This window comes from Pedobacter sp. AC379 (assembly GCF_979258145.1).
In genome coordinates, this window is sequence record NZ_OZ409839.1 from 1,400,634 (window position 1) to 1,414,859 (window position 14,226).

Consider the following 14,226-nt stretch of genomic DNA (forward strand, 5'->3'; position numbering starts at 1 on the left):
AATTGAGCCATACAAGCAAAATATTTGAGCCGTAGAAGAAAGTTTCCGCATTGCTGATTGTTGATCTTTGTATTATGAACAACATCACAAAAATTCAATTGGCACAAAATGGTCCCTTCGTATCTAAACTTGGTTTAGGTTGTATGCGCATGTCGTCTATCTGGGGCGGGCCAACACCTAATGAAACGGAAAGTATTGCTACCATCCACGAAGCTATGGATAGTGGCATTAATTTTATCAACACCGGAGATTTTTATGGTGCCGGCCACAACGAAATGCTTATCGGCAAAGCCATTAAAGACAGGCGCAACGATGCCTTTATCAGTGTAAAATTTGGTGCCATCTTTCACAATGGCCAGTGGCTGGGCTTGGATCTCAGACCGATTGCCATTAAAAACTTTATCAATTACTCGCTTACCCGTTTAGGTATCGAAACTATTGATCTTTACCAGCCCAGCCGGATGGATGGAAGCGTACCGGTAGAAGACATAATTGGCACCGTAGCCGATTTGGTTAAAGAAGGTAAAGTGCGCCATATTGGTGTATCCGAGATTAATGCTGATCAACTTCGCCAGGCCAACAGCATCCACCCGATAAGTGCCCTGGAAATTGGTTATTCGCTTGCCGACCGGCAAATAGAAACCGATCTTTTACCCGCAGCTGCCGAGTTGGGCATTGCCGTAGTGGCCTTTGCCAATACTGCCGAAGGTTTGTTAACCGGAGAGATGAAAGCTCCACTTGCCGAAAATGATTACCATAGCCACTTTACTCGTTTTCAGGGTGATAACCTGGTGCATAACCTCGAAAAAGTAGAAGTGTTAAAGCAACTGGCCCATAATAAAGGCTGTACGCCAACACAGTTGGCCATTGCCTGGGTTAAAGAGCAGGGAAATAACATTATGCCTTTGGTGAGCATGAGCCGTAGATCGCGATTGCCTGAAAATATTAAAGCCATGGATATTGCATTTACACCTGAAGAAATGAACACTTTAAATACTACTTTTGCAATAGGTGCAATACATGGTGGCACTTATTTACAACGCTAAATGAACAGTCCAGCAGAAATCCTCCCCGGCGTAATCTTTTATTCCTACCTCTCTACAGAGCGTAAGGAGAAAGTATGCTTCTGGAATCACCATACCCTGGTGTTACAGGTTTCTGGTCAGCTGGTTTTGGAAACCTCCGGTCAGAATATCTCAATAAGGGGAGGAGAGGTGCTGCTGATTGGTAAAAACCAGTTGGGTACGCTTACTAAAACGCCGCTGCCCGGTGGAAACTATGAAACCATTGTGATATCCCTGCAAGAAAATCTTTTGCGCAAAATTGTGCTTGAAGAAAAGTTAGAAGCAGACCATAAATATATAGGTCCGCCCAATATCCTGATTCCTACAAATGAATTCTTGCAGGGCTATTTTCAATCTATTGTGCCTTATGCACGTAGTTCGGGCGACAGCATGACTGATGAAATGGGGATTCTGAAAGTGAAAGAAGGAATTAAATTGTTGTTATTGGCCCTTCCAACGCTGCGCAACTTTCTGTTCGATTTTTCTGAACCGTATAAAATCGACCTGGAAAAGTTTATGCTAAGCAATTACCATTTTAATGTGCCCATTGAAAGATTTGCACAACTCACCGGCCGCAGCCTCGCAGGTTTTAAACGCGATTTCCTGAAAACATTCGGCGCACCTCCAAGGCATTGGTTGCAGGATAAACGGCTTAATGAAGCCAAACACCTTATTGAAACCAAACATCAAAAGCCTTCATCCATTTATCTTGATTTGGGTTTCGAAAGCTTGTCGCACTTTTCTCATTCTTTTAAGAAAAAGTTCGGTATGGCGCCAACTACCATTATCAGTAGTATCTCTTCAAATATATATGAATAGATTACCCTTAATTATACTACCTCCTATTATAGGTGGGATAGTTCTTTTCCTTATCGATTACTTTATATTCTCCGAAATTAACTGGCAAAGAAATATCCTTGTCATTATTATAATGGCAATAATAAATGCCTTTGTTGTTAATAAAGCAAAGAAACAGTAAGGATTGAATATGCTGATAATCACTTTTCAATATTGTTGAGTGGATACCTTCAACACCTAATTACTCACTGGCACAAATTCAAATTCATGCCAGTGAATAAGAATTACTTGGCCAGGTAGGTCATGCCGCCATCAACAAGAATTTCGGCACCAAGTAAAAACGAAGAATCTTCAGATGCCAGGAAAACTGCTGTTTTACCAATATCAGATGGCTGCCCGATTCTGCCTATTGGCATTACACCTGCAAATTGAGTTTTTACAGCTTCAATATGTTCTGCAGGAACAAATTTATCAAATGCTGGCGTATCTGTAGTGCCCGGCGTAATTACATTTACCCTGATTTTTCTTTCTAACAAGTCGTTCGAAAAGCTTTTAGCAAAAAAGATTACCGCAGCTTTTGCCGCACCGTAAAGTCCGAATGAGGGGTATGCCCGATGTGCGGCATTAGATCCGATAAGGATGATAGATCCTCCATCATTCATGTAAGGCAATGCTTTTTGTACAGTGAAGTAAACGCTTTTCAGGTTAAGATCCATCGTTTTATTATAGTCTTCTTCGCTAACATCTGCTACGGTTCCGGTTGTTCCTGCACCGGCATTGGCTACCAGCACATCAATTTTGCCAAATTTTTCTGCTGTATCTTTAAACACCCGCTCCAAATCGGCAAGGTTGGTTACATCTGCATTGAGGGCTATAAAATCATTGCCTAACTGATTAATGGAATGTTCTAAAGTTTGATGATTTCTGCCAACAATAGCTCCGGCAGCCCCCTCATTTTTAAACGCTTCAGCTATACCAAATCCAATGCCGCTATTACCGCCTGTAATTACGGCTACTTTGTTTTTTAATTTACTCATGATTTACCTATTTAATGTTAGGTCAAAGATGCACTTGCGCAAGGAGCTGCATCTTATCAAAAGTCATTAAATACGCTTGATAAAGATCAATCTACCGGGAAGAGTTCTTCCTGATCCGGCTTAAGGTTTCGGGGGTTAAACCCAGGTAAGAAGCAATTAAATTTTGCGGAAACCGCTGTATAAAATGTGGATAATCATTAATGAGTTCCTGAAAACGCTCTTCGCCGGTTAAGCTAATGGCATTCTGCATCCTCTTCTGTGCCGCTATGGTATTGTTCTGGCTAAGCACATTCTGCATTGCCGAAAAAGCGGGGATGGGCTTTATAAATTCCTCTACCAGGTTATGGGTAATCTGTAAGATCTCCATATCCTCTAACGCTTCTATATTAAAACGGCTTGGTATTAATTTGTAAAAACTTTCAAAATCGGCCAACCACCAGTTTTCAACACTTAATTTTAAAATATGTTCATGCCCTTTTTCATCTACCGTAAACGTTTTGGCTGCCCCTTTTACAATAAAGCCAGTATATTTACATACATCGCCTTCCTGTAAAAAGTATTGCCGCTTGCGGATTTTTTTTGGTTTAAAGTGAGTGGTAAGTATTTGCTTATCTTCTACAGAAAGCGTTTGGCCTGAAAGTTTTTGAACATAATCGAACAGCGCCTGAAAATTATCCATCATAGAAGTGCTTAAGGAGAAGCTTCAAAAATAAAACTTTCAAATTGGTTTCAAAATAGCTTTACCCGAATGTACTTATTCTGCTTATAATTTCAGAACTACGCCATTGTGCAGATAAATCCCACCTTTTTTTCTAACTTGAGTTAATTTTTTGTTTTACTAAAGCTCCATGGTGAATATTAGCATATTCTTTCGACCCTTTTCAATCCAACTGATATTACTCTTATTGCCAATTGTTTTGCTGGCACAAAATAAGTCTCAGGTAAAAGACACTGTGCATAGTGATACTGCTAGGATTGGATTTGTAGAAAAAATGCAGCGATTCGCAAAGCAATCAGCAAGTTCGAGCGCGAAAGAATTTGAGTCTGATAAGGCCCTGCTGGCGCAAAACAAAATTTTTGAAGAGGTTAAACGAAACCTGCAAAAGGCAAAAATGTTCCTTAAAAAGTCTCCGGATAATTTGGTTACAAAATCGCGGTTAGATGGCATTGATAAAGATTTTAAAACAGCAATTGATGGGGTAATCATTAATACGGGAAGCGCGCAGACCTTCAGAAACTTGACCGCGACATCTAAAATCTTAACCGAGCTACAGGTTAAAGCCGCCGCTATTAAATTGATTCTGGATGTACATCAAGAGCAGCTTAATACCTTCAGGTACAAGTTAGACTCATTATTAAGCATTCCTGCCCTGTTCAAATTTTCTAATGATTCTGCAGTCCTAACCAGGTATATCGGACAGATCAAAGTGGTGGCTTACCAATATCATCCTATTGACAGCCTGTTAAAGCAAGATCTTTTGCGCACAACGGCTCTTTTAAATAGAACAAACCTATTGGTATTTAACCTGCAAATCAGTCAGGAAGAAATATCTGCTTACCAGCAGGATATGGCTAGGAATTCTTTTAAGAGAGAATTTGCCAATATTTGGGATTCGGCCGTTTACAGCAGGCCTTTTAAAGAAATTCTTCACCAGGCAGAGGCAAAGGGAATGCTGACACTTATTTTTTACCTTGAAAATAACGTAGGGAAATTATTTGTTGTTCTATTGCTGATATTATGCTCATTTCTGTATATCCGCTCCCTGAAATCAATTTATAAAGAACAAGATCTTTTAACTGATAATTTTGAAGGTAAGCTGGTACTTCGTTATCCGCTGCTTTCGGCTATATTATTGGTACTAAATGTATCGCAATTTATGTTCATCTCTCCTCCATTTGTTTTAAATGTGATTATCTGGACCCTATCTTGTTTATGTTTAACAGTGATGTTCAGGGCATTTATTACTCGGTATTGGATGCGTACCTGGCTATTGATGGTGGTGTTTTTCTTGGTTGCGGCTTTAGATAATCTTATTCTTCAGGCTTCAAGACCTGAAAGATGGTTGGTGCTGATCATTTCTACAGTAGGTTCGGTTGCAGGTGCAGTGATTATGATTACTGGAAAGAAGCAGGAACTCCGTGAGAAATTAATCGTTTTGGCAATTGGTTTAATGGTGTTGTTAGAATTCGGCTCTACCCTGGCAAACATATTTGGCAGGTACAATCTTGCCAAAACGCTTTTTATCGGTGGTTTTTTAAATGTTGTTATTGCCATTTTGTTTTTGTGGACTGTTCGCCTGATTAATGAGGGCCTTTTTCTTGCATTTAGTGTATATAAGGAGCAGGATAAGAAACTTTTCTACCTCAACTTCGATAAGGTTGGTAAAAAGGTACCAATGTCTTTTTATTTTCTCCTTGTTTTTGGATGGATATTACTGCTTGGACGAAATTTTGCAGGTTTTGAATCTGTGGTAAACCCAGTTCAAGACTTTTTTGCTATAGAAAGAACCTTGGGTGAATACACCTTTACTATCAATGGTCTTTTGTTATTCTTCTTTATCATGGGTGTATCCGTTGTAACCTCGCAAGTGGTATCTTTCTTTGCGTCGGATAAGCACCTCGTACACGATAAACAGGGAAAAAAGAACGTAATGCAAGGGATAGGGAGCTGGTTGCTTTTAATTCGCATTGTTATATTAAGCGTTGGGCTTTTTCTTGCTATTGCAGCCGTGGGGATACCCCTTGATCGAATTACAATAGTAATTGGAGCACTAGGCGTAGGGATCGGATTTGGGTTACAGAACATTGTTAACAACCTGGTAAGTGGTTTAATTATCGCATTTGAAAAGCCCGTTAATGTTGGCGATGTGGTAGATATTGGCGGGCAGGCCGGAACAATGAAATCGGTTGGTTTTAGAAGCAGTGTAATAACCACCTGGGATGGGGCGGATGTGGTGATGCCGAATGGGGATCTGTTGAGTTCGCATTTAATTAACTGGTCGCTGGCCGGAAACAAAAGACGTGTTTTTATTCCTTTAGGCATAGATTATGATTCTGATTTACCGGTTGTAAAAACGCTTGTAAGTCAAATTTTAGAAGAGGAGCAACGCATTTTGAAAAAGCCTTCATATGCGGTGCTTTACGATTCTTTTAGCGAAAGTTCAATTGATATGAAAATATATTTTTGGGTAAGGGATTTTAAGGAGGCAGCCCTAATTAAAAGTGATATTGTAACCGCTATTAACGAAAAGTTTAAAGCGAACGCGATAAAAATTCCTTTTCCACAACAAGAAATATACTTGCATAATACCGTTCGCGGTAAGGAGGAAAGCTAAAGATGCCCAGTACTTTTTGTAATTTATGGTTCAGATCGTTGTGTTTCCAATGGCATTAAGTTAAGCTCTGGTAACGGCTAATATAATTTAACCACAGATGAGAAGGATGCACACCGTTATAAAGATCCGTGCTTATCTGTGTCCATCTGTGGTTAAAACGCTAACTTAATTGTGTCTTGCTACAATCAGAATGAAATCATAACAAATTCAAGCATATATGGCTCAATAATGCTGTTTAAAAATCCAACTATACTTTATTATTACGGTAAATCACCCAAAAATTTGCGGTGGTTATAATGACGCTAATTTGCTTTCTTAATAAAAAGGCTTAGATAATCTGCTGCAGTTGTCCATGCTGTTTGCCCAAAAATCTCATTATCCAGGGTTGGGTGTTGAGTGGTGAACATCGAATACATGTATTGTGCCTGTTGCCATTTGGCGTACAATTCCATTTCTCCAGCAGGATTATCTGCCCGCTGTTGCTTTATAAACTTCGCAAACTGATCAAGGTCGCTAATTTTGTGGACAGTAAAATGTTCGTTGTTGATAGAATTTACAATTTGCGCTAACATATTTGGGCTAACCTGAAAGCTGGCAATGTGGAGGTTACGCGGAGTTTCATCTTTAAGAGCGGCTTCAGCAGTAAAGTCTGCCGTATTTTCCATAGTAGTGAAATCAAGTTTCCAATCTGCCTTTTCGCCCCAGTAACCAATTGTTTTATTTTTTAAATCAAGCATGGGGGTATTGTATTTAAGAATATCGGCAAATGCACCGTTAAAAATTGATGTTGCCTGTATGGTTGTGCCATCTATATATGCTTTAAACTTTCTGCGAAGATCGAAATTTCTATTTTCCCCCTGTACCAATGGATTATAATCGGTGCAGAAATCAGATGGAATGAATCTTTTTACACCACACTTTAGGGCGGCATCCAGCAAGGCACTTTGGTGATCAACAATTACCTCTTCTAAGCCTGCCAATGCAGAAACTACGCAATCTACACCCTCGCACGCATTTGCCAAACTTGTATGATCGCTGTATTGGGCCGTAATTGGCTCAATTCCATTTTTTACAAGCAGAGCAATTTTTTCAGCATCACTTTCCGGCCGTACAAGGGCTTTTACTACTGCGCCACGTTTAACTAGGGCCATGCAGATCATCGATCCCAAATTGCCTGTTGCTCCTGCAACTAAAATTGTTTTTTTCATTTCTTTTTAAGGTAGGTTATTTTTTTAAAAATTCGTTTACTGTTGCTATAACAGCTTCGGGGCATTCCTCAAATAGATAGTGCCCGCTTTCGGTCATCCCGGCCATCTCAAGGTTTTTACAAACATAGGGCAAAGCCATTTTCATGTAGTTATAACTTACATAGCTTCCAATGCCAAGTACAGGCATTAATAAGGGTTGGTATGATTTTGCATCTTCGATATCGGTAATAAAACTCTGATACCATGCATTGGATGCCCGGATACTTTCTTTATCGTTGTAGGCAGCAGCATAAATTGCGCGCTCTTTTTCACTCATCAGCGATTCATCAATCATCACATAACGGAAAAGCCAGTCTATAAGGTACCTAAATCGACCTTCTAGAATCAGTTCAGGGAGGCCTTTCACCTGGTTAAAACCCATCCACCAAGCATAAGGTAAATTGGCATCCATTTTTTCTCCAAAGGTACCAGCGGTTGGTAGGAGTGCCATATGCATCATGCCTTCATTGGGGTGTATGCCATCTGCAACGATCAGTTTTTTTATATACTGAGGGAAGTTGAAGGCCAAACTCATGGCAACCATGCCACCAATATCATGGCCGATAATGTTCACCTGCTCAAGGTTGAGTATTTTTATCAGCTCCACAATATCCTGTGCCATATTCTTTTTATCAAAGCCGGATTCAGGTTTCTCTGATGTGCCCATTCCTCTGATATCCACTATAATTACCCGATGCGTTTTAGCAAGTTCAAGCGCAATTGGGCGATAAGAATACCAGGTTTGTGGCCAGCCGGGTAAGCATAATAAGGGTTCTCCCGAACCTCCATCAACGTAGTGAAGTTTAACTCCATTTACCTTTGCATAGCCGTTGGTAAAACCTGGAAAGTCTTCAATTAACTTTTCGTCAGGATAAGAAATATCATTTGCTATTGAATTTTGTTGCATATTGTCATGTTTTTTGTGATTTCAAAGTTAACATGACCACAGGTTGGTAAAACTACCAATTGGTAGTAAATGTTTTATCTGATTTTTGCCCTTATTCTGCTTAAGGCATTGGGGGTGATCCCCAGAATGGAAGCCAGGTGTTTCACAGGGATTTTCTTCAACAATTCGGGCATCTCTAAGAATCCTGCATAACGCTCTTCGGCAGACATGGTTTGAAAGTTAAGAAGTTGGTCTACCATCCTCGCCGCTGTGGCTTCCCATACTTTCCGCCCGAATTCTTCCCAGCTGGGAATGTGCGCATATAGAAAATCCATATCCTTTTTGTCGATAATCAGCAGTTCTGTTTCTTCAATTGCCTGAATGTTAAACCTGGTGGGTTTTTGCGGATTCAAACTGGAAATTTCAGTGAAAAATTCATTTTGAAAACATACCCAGGTTGTATTTTCCTTGTTATTAAAATCATAATAAAACCGTAAACCTCCCTTTGAAATAAAGAAGTATTGGTTGGCAATTTGGCCGGTTTTCAGTACGAGCTTCCCTTTGGGTATCGATTTAAACCTGCACCGCGATAGTACAAGATCAAGCTCATGTTGTTCAATGGAAACAGTTCCTTTTATGAAAGCGACAAACTCTGCGGTACGCATTTATTAAGCGGTTTTTATGGGGATTAAAAGCCGGACAATATACTGTATATGTTGGGGAATATTGAAATTTGTTTATGCAAAATATAAAGCCAAAGCCTAAAGGGTTATTCACTTTTGAAATATCGGGCAATCGAATTGCTCGCCATTAGCGGGAAATTGCGCTAATAAAAAAGCTCCAAAACATTTGTTCTGGAGCTTTTAGGAGCTTGTGATTATAAAGATTTAAGCCAATCTACAACCTGTTCGCGGGTTTTGCCGGTTTTTTGCTGTAATTTTCCATAAAGTTCATCATCTTTTCCTTCTTCGTATTTCAGATCATCTTCCGTAAGATCTGCATAGGCCTGTTTTACTTTTCCTTTAAGCTCATTCCAGGTACCTTTTAATTCTAATTTGTCCATTGTATTTGATTTTTTTGGTATTAACTACTAATTAGTTTTGAACTTCTTTTGCGGCATAAATACTGTCGACAACATATTTGCTGTATCCTCTCCAGGGTAAAGTGCTTTTATATTCCTTATAATGCAGCTCATAAAATTTGCCACTGTTGCCCATCAATTTTGCTGCAATATTTTCGTCAGCTACAGAGAATTCAAATTCGTTGTTTTCAAGTGTTCCCTTTTGTCTGGAGCGCACTCCGCTTTGTATGAGTTTTCCTTCATTGGTTTTAAAAATATAGCCTTTTTTAACGATGTAATTTAATTCCCCGGCTTTAACGCCCTCGCCAAAAACAAAAAAGTAATTGTAATAAGCAAAGCCGAAAAGCATTAAAACGAAAATTACCGCTACAATGGTTCCTATTCTTTTCCCTTTAGTCATGTTTTCTTTAATCAAGATTTAAATTCGTTCTTCGGGTTTTATTTCAATAATTGTAAGCCTTTTTTTTGAGGCCAAAATTGCTCCGAAACCTGCACTAACAGCTCCCAATATCATACCGATGAAAGAGAAGATTGCAAATTTTGAAAGGGCTGAAGCCATTTCATCGCCAACCTTGCGCGCTTTTTGTTCTGCTTCTGCCTTAACCTCTTTAATCTTTTCTTTTGCTGTTTTTAAGGTGCTTACCCAGTTTGCTACAATCTGTTCTGATTCAGCCTGGCTTTTTCCGGTTCTGTTTTTTACAATGTTTACCAATGCTTCCTGATCTACAGCATTGAAGGTAGAGTCGTTTTCAGAAAATAATTTAGAAACTAATGCATCTACTTTTTGCTGTGCCTCCTGAGGATTCTCCAGAACAGCTTCACCGGTTGATTCACCCAGACGGGATTCCTGATCAAGTTTTTTATTCAATTTATTGGGCTGTAATTCTTTTTTTTCAGTTTGCCTTAACAATAATTGAGCTTCATCTTTCATCTTCCCAAAAGTGTTTTTATCCACACCCAGTTGATCTTTAATCAGGTTACCTGCTTCTGGGGCTGCCGCCTTTATTCCTTCTCCGGCAAGAGAAAAGCCTTTGGTGATTACCGAGCCTACGCCACCTACAATTTTTCCAACTGATGAAGTGATCAGGTAGATATTCAGGAAAGTGAGCAGGCACCAGGTGAGCAGCCCATGCAATACCAAATCCGTTTTTTGTATGTGATTGGAGAACCAGCCAGCAGTCCATCCGCCTGTAAATATAGAAATTAGCATAGTTACTATCCACCAGATTAATGCTCCTGTACCAAGGCCGCTGAAAGGTTTGGCTTCATCGAGCGGATTAATGCTGCCGAAGCCTATGCCAAGCCCTAAGAAACTTAAAAGAAGTTGCACTGCTATGGCAATGAAAACCCCGGCAATTATAGCACTCCATGATAGGCGGGTTAAAAATCCGAGGGCAGGTTTATTTCTTATGTGATCAATATTTTGTTCCATGATTTTGTTGTTAGATAGAAAATTATTTAGGAGACCGCGATTGGAAATCGGCAAAACTTTAAACCGTTTGAGTTTATAAATAATGCGATGTATTAAAATAAATGCCGCTTTCGGGATGGAAAGCAGCATTTTAAATTTGATTTATTAATTGGTAATATCTCTTTTTACCTTGTTGGCAGTCCGTTGTCCGGGCAGGTAGATTTGAAAACCGAATGAAAGGTTAATGTTGTTCTGTGTTGTAGCACTTCCAAATCCAACCAGTCCATTGTATTTCAACAGGGTTTCAAGGCCAATATTTGGGGTAATGAAATAGGCAAAACCAGGGCCTACGCTTAGGTTTAATCCATTTGTATTTCCACCGCCATTGCTCACATTAACGCCACCTATACCCACTGTTGCTTCTGCAAAGAAACGTCCGTGGCGAAGTACTTCAGTATCTTTACCGGTATAGTAACGGCCCAATGCGCCAACACCATAGCTTGTTGTTGTATTGGAATTTTTGGCTGTTTCCAATCCAAAGTTTACATAACCGCCAAGTGCTACATTATCCTGAATAAACCAGGCCGCTTTTGGTGTAATGTCTACACTGAAGATTTTCGGATCATCTAACCCAAGATTGATATTGGTTAGGTTTCCGCCTACCAATACATTGCCTTTTTGAATTTGGGCATTGGCAGCAAGGATAGTTGTTGCTGAGATAATTACAGTTGCTAAAAATTTTTTCATGATTGATGTTATTTATTTAAGGATTAATATAATGTGAATTCTACACGGCGGTTTTCCTGACGGCCTGCGGCAGTTTTATTTGTTGAAATTGGCTGATCCGGGCCATAACCTGTAGTTTCTACTCTTGATGCATTTACACCCTGAGATACCAGGTAAGTTTTAATAGATTCTGCTCTTTCTTTTGATAAGCGCAGGTTTAATTCCCTGCTGCCTGTATTATCAGTATGGCCGGCTAGTTTTAAGCTGAAGTTTTTCTCTATTAAAAGGGCCGCAACTCTGTTTAACGTGGTGTATGATTTTGAACGGATGGTTGATTTTCCTAAATCAAACTCCAGGTTCGAAATTGCATCTCTAACTACTTTACGGTCTGCCTCAGTAATCACTGTGGTTTCCTTAATAATGGTGGTTGGTGCAGCTAATGGGCAACCTGAACCATCAACAGCAGTTCCAGAAGGTGTACCAGGACATTTATCAAATTTGTTGGCAACACCATCATTATCATCATCACCTAAATCTTTGGCATATTGTGCTCTGTCTCTTTCAGCATTTTGCGCTGCGGTAGATAATGCACTTCTCAGCTCGGCACTTTCTGCTGCACTTTGCTTGCGCAGATCGGCAACTGCACTATAGTTTTGCAGTTGTGAGTTTTCTTTATTTCCTAAAGCAAATTCCAAACCTGCATGGGCATAAGAAAACCTGCTTTCGTTGTAAACACTTTTAACAGTTGGAGAAGATTTAATGAAGTTGATGTCATAACCTAAATCAATATTGATCCCTTTGGCAACACCAAACTTAAATCCTACTCCGGTAGGAATAAACCAGCCTTCCCTTTTGGAAAATACTTCCACATTTCCGGTCTGAGAATCCGACGACATATAACCTGCACCTGCTTTAACGTAAGGAATAAGTACAGCGTTTTCTGTATTAAGGCTAAAGTTTGCAATGTTTAATACCGCGGTTAATGAGCCAGACCAATTGATGCTGTTTTTTTGCTCGATTGTGCTGGTTGAGTTTAAAGATTTAATTTCGCCACGCAAAAAGTCTGCTTGAAGACCCAACGCTGGCAAGATTTGTTTTTTAATGAAGCCGCCATAGCCAATGCTTTTAAACTCTTTGGCCTTAATGCTTTCGCCACCTAAAAAGGTATTCTGGCTTAATATTCCGCCATGGGCGCCAACGCTCCATGTTCTTAAAGATTGTTTGCCAAACCGCGCTGATGCAGTTGGGGTTTCCTGCGCAAACAGATGGGTTGAGATGCTTAATAAAGCAAGCAACATTGTTGATTTTGTAAATTTGTAATTCATCTTTTGGGTGTTTTTGTTATTGTTTATTTTAATTATACCTGAGTGTTAGTGGATAATACCTGGCCGGTTCGATATGCTTGGTAATAGGCCAGAAGGAACTTCAGGCTGATCGCATTTTTCACTCATCTTAAAGGCCAGGGGATTATCTTCGAAATGATTTATTGTTATAGATCACATCGCTACGGCTCAGTCTTTTTGGTAGATTTCTATGGCCAAATTATATGAGCAGGTGGCAGGATAACGAGTAATATATTTTTTCATGGTCGTGTCAAATTAGTAGCAGCGCTTATCAGCCCTGATGTAAACACATCAAAGAAAGTTATTTGTATTTCCGGCAGAAAATCCGTTCGTCAGAATGCCTTACCTATCCGATAGAAGGCTTAAATTAATCGTCGAAATTATTGGTGGTTATTGGATTACAACCAGGATTTGAAATGTGACTTGAACTGCGGGCGATATTGTTCGGTTACGGGTATCACTGCTTTTCCGATTTTGACGGTGTTGTGCTGTATGGCATCAATTTTATCCAAGGCTACAATGAAAGATCTGTGTATGCGCATAAAACGATCGGAAGGTAAGATGCTTTCCATTGTTTTCATGGTAGATAATGCCGTAATCATCTTTCCACCTTTGATAAAAACATTAATATAATCTTTCTGGCTTTCTCCGTAAAGAATGTCGTTTACATCTACACGGATTAATTCATGCTCTACTTTAAGAAAAATAAATTCTCCGGCATCGCTTTTCTGCACTGCAGGCAGTAAATAATTTTTCGCTTTAAAAGCAGCTTTAAAAAAATCTTCGTAGGTAAAAGGCTTCAAAAGGTAATCTATTGCATCTACTTTATAACCTTGCGATGCATACTCGCCAGAGCCACTGATGAAAATAATCCGGGGCATATCTTTTCCGTATTGATTATGGAGTGTTTTGGCAAAACTCATTCCATCAATTCCCGGAAGGTTAATGTCGAGTATAATTAAATCGATATCCGAACTGCCCAAAACATCAATTGCCTGTGCGGGGCTGCCATGAACGGAAACCAGATGAAGAAACGAGGTTTCGCGAACAAATTCACTGACATAACTACTTACCTCAGGATCATCGTCTATAACAATGCAATTGAGTTTATTCGTCATTAAGGTGACGGGTAAGGTTACTATTAGTGGTATACAACATTTGCAGGGATGCGCTTTATTGGTTCCAAAGGTAACTTTATATAAGAGAAAAGAAAAGATGAACCTTGCAATTATTTTACATAGAGCAATTCATCAGCCATAATTTACTTAATTGCTGTTGTTTATTATACAGAACCTCCT

General features: G+C 39.5%; 14 protein-coding genes. 3 read left to right on the top strand and 11 right to left on the bottom strand.

What is annotated here, in order from left to right; translation table 11 throughout:
- Positions 1 to 74 precede the first annotated feature (74 nt).
- Positions 75 to 1,046, top strand: coding sequence for an aldo/keto reductase (locus ACZZZW_RS06165; RefSeq protein ID WP_463492580.1), 972 nt, complete (start codon positions 75 to 77; stop codon positions 1,044 to 1,046).
- Positions 1,047 to 1,883, top strand: a complete 837-nt coding sequence (locus ACZZZW_RS06170; RefSeq protein ID WP_463492581.1) for a helix-turn-helix domain-containing protein — start codon at positions 1,047 to 1,049, stop codon at positions 1,881 to 1,883. It abuts the gene before it with no gap.
- Between the two features lie 263 nt (positions 1,884 to 2,146).
- Here the strand turns inward: ACZZZW_RS06170 and ACZZZW_RS06175 are convergent, their stop codons facing one another.
- Together ACZZZW_RS06175 and ACZZZW_RS06180 are read right to left on the bottom strand one after the other, a co-directional pair.
- Positions 2,147 to 2,899, bottom strand: coding sequence for an SDR family NAD(P)-dependent oxidoreductase (locus ACZZZW_RS06175; protein ID WP_055909643.1), 753 nt, complete (start codon positions 2,897 to 2,899; stop codon positions 2,147 to 2,149).
- Between the two features lie 91 nt (positions 2,900 to 2,990).
- Entirely contained in the window at positions 2,991 to 3,581 is a 591-nt protein-coding gene (locus tag ACZZZW_RS06180; RefSeq protein WP_055909647.1) for a Crp/Fnr family transcriptional regulator, read from the bottom strand.
- A 310-nt stretch (positions 3,582 to 3,891) separates the two neighbouring features.
- Between ACZZZW_RS06180 and ACZZZW_RS06185 the strand changes: the two genes are divergently transcribed.
- Positions 3,892 to 6,234, top strand: a complete 2,343-nt coding sequence (locus ACZZZW_RS06185; RefSeq protein WP_463492582.1) for a mechanosensitive ion channel family protein — start codon at positions 3,892 to 3,894, stop codon at positions 6,232 to 6,234.
- Between the two features lie 302 nt (positions 6,235 to 6,536).
- On the opposite strand, the gene ACZZZW_RS06190 is transcribed toward ACZZZW_RS06185, so the two are convergent.
- The 9 genes from ACZZZW_RS06190 to ACZZZW_RS06230 all read right to left on the bottom strand — a co-directional run bounded on the left by ACZZZW_RS06190 (position 6,537) and on the right by ACZZZW_RS06230 (position 14,046).
- Positions 6,537 to 7,442 carry an NmrA family NAD(P)-binding protein gene (locus ACZZZW_RS06190; protein WP_463492583.1) on the bottom strand — a complete coding sequence of 302 codons (906 nt, stop codon included), beginning with the start codon at positions 7,440 to 7,442 and terminating at the stop codon, positions 6,537 to 6,539.
- A 16-nt stretch (positions 7,443 to 7,458) separates the two neighbouring features.
- Entirely contained in the window at positions 7,459 to 8,388 is a 930-nt protein-coding gene (locus ACZZZW_RS06195) for an alpha/beta fold hydrolase (RefSeq protein WP_463492584.1), read from the bottom strand.
- Between the two features lie 74 nt (positions 8,389 to 8,462).
- Positions 8,463 to 9,032: a Crp/Fnr family transcriptional regulator gene (locus tag ACZZZW_RS06200; protein ID WP_055909656.1), complete on the bottom strand. Its 570-nt coding sequence runs from the start codon at positions 9,030 to 9,032 to the stop codon at positions 8,463 to 8,465.
- Positions 9,033 to 9,244: 212 nt separating this feature from the next.
- Positions 9,245 to 9,430, bottom strand: a complete 186-nt coding sequence (locus ACZZZW_RS06205; protein ID WP_134204090.1) for a CsbD family protein — start codon at positions 9,428 to 9,430, stop codon at positions 9,245 to 9,247.
- Between the two features lie 31 nt (positions 9,431 to 9,461).
- Positions 9,462 to 9,848: a hypothetical protein gene (locus ACZZZW_RS06210; RefSeq protein WP_463492585.1), complete on the bottom strand. Its 387-nt coding sequence runs from the start codon at positions 9,846 to 9,848 to the stop codon at positions 9,462 to 9,464.
- Between the two features lie 18 nt (positions 9,849 to 9,866).
- Positions 9,867 to 10,880, bottom strand: coding sequence for a hypothetical protein (locus ACZZZW_RS06215; RefSeq protein ID WP_463492586.1), 1,014 nt, complete (start codon positions 10,878 to 10,880; stop codon positions 9,867 to 9,869).
- A 144-nt stretch (positions 10,881 to 11,024) separates the two neighbouring features.
- The gene (locus ACZZZW_RS06220) at positions 11,025 to 11,606 is read right to left on the bottom strand and encodes a hypothetical protein (RefSeq protein ID WP_055909669.1); all 582 of its coding nucleotides are present in this window, start codon (positions 11,604 to 11,606) and stop codon (positions 11,025 to 11,027) included.
- Positions 11,607 to 11,629: 23 nt separating this feature from the next.
- A complete protein-coding gene (locus ACZZZW_RS06225; RefSeq protein WP_463492587.1) occupies positions 11,630 to 12,910 on the bottom strand; it encodes an OmpA family protein in 1,281 nt (426 codons plus the stop codon).
- 416 nt (positions 12,911 to 13,326) lie between these two features.
- Positions 13,327 to 14,046 carry a LytR/AlgR family response regulator transcription factor gene (locus ACZZZW_RS06230; RefSeq protein ID WP_463492588.1) on the bottom strand — a complete coding sequence of 240 codons (720 nt, stop codon included), beginning with the start codon at positions 14,044 to 14,046 and terminating at the stop codon, positions 13,327 to 13,329.
- Positions 14,047 to 14,226: the final 180 nt, after the last annotated feature.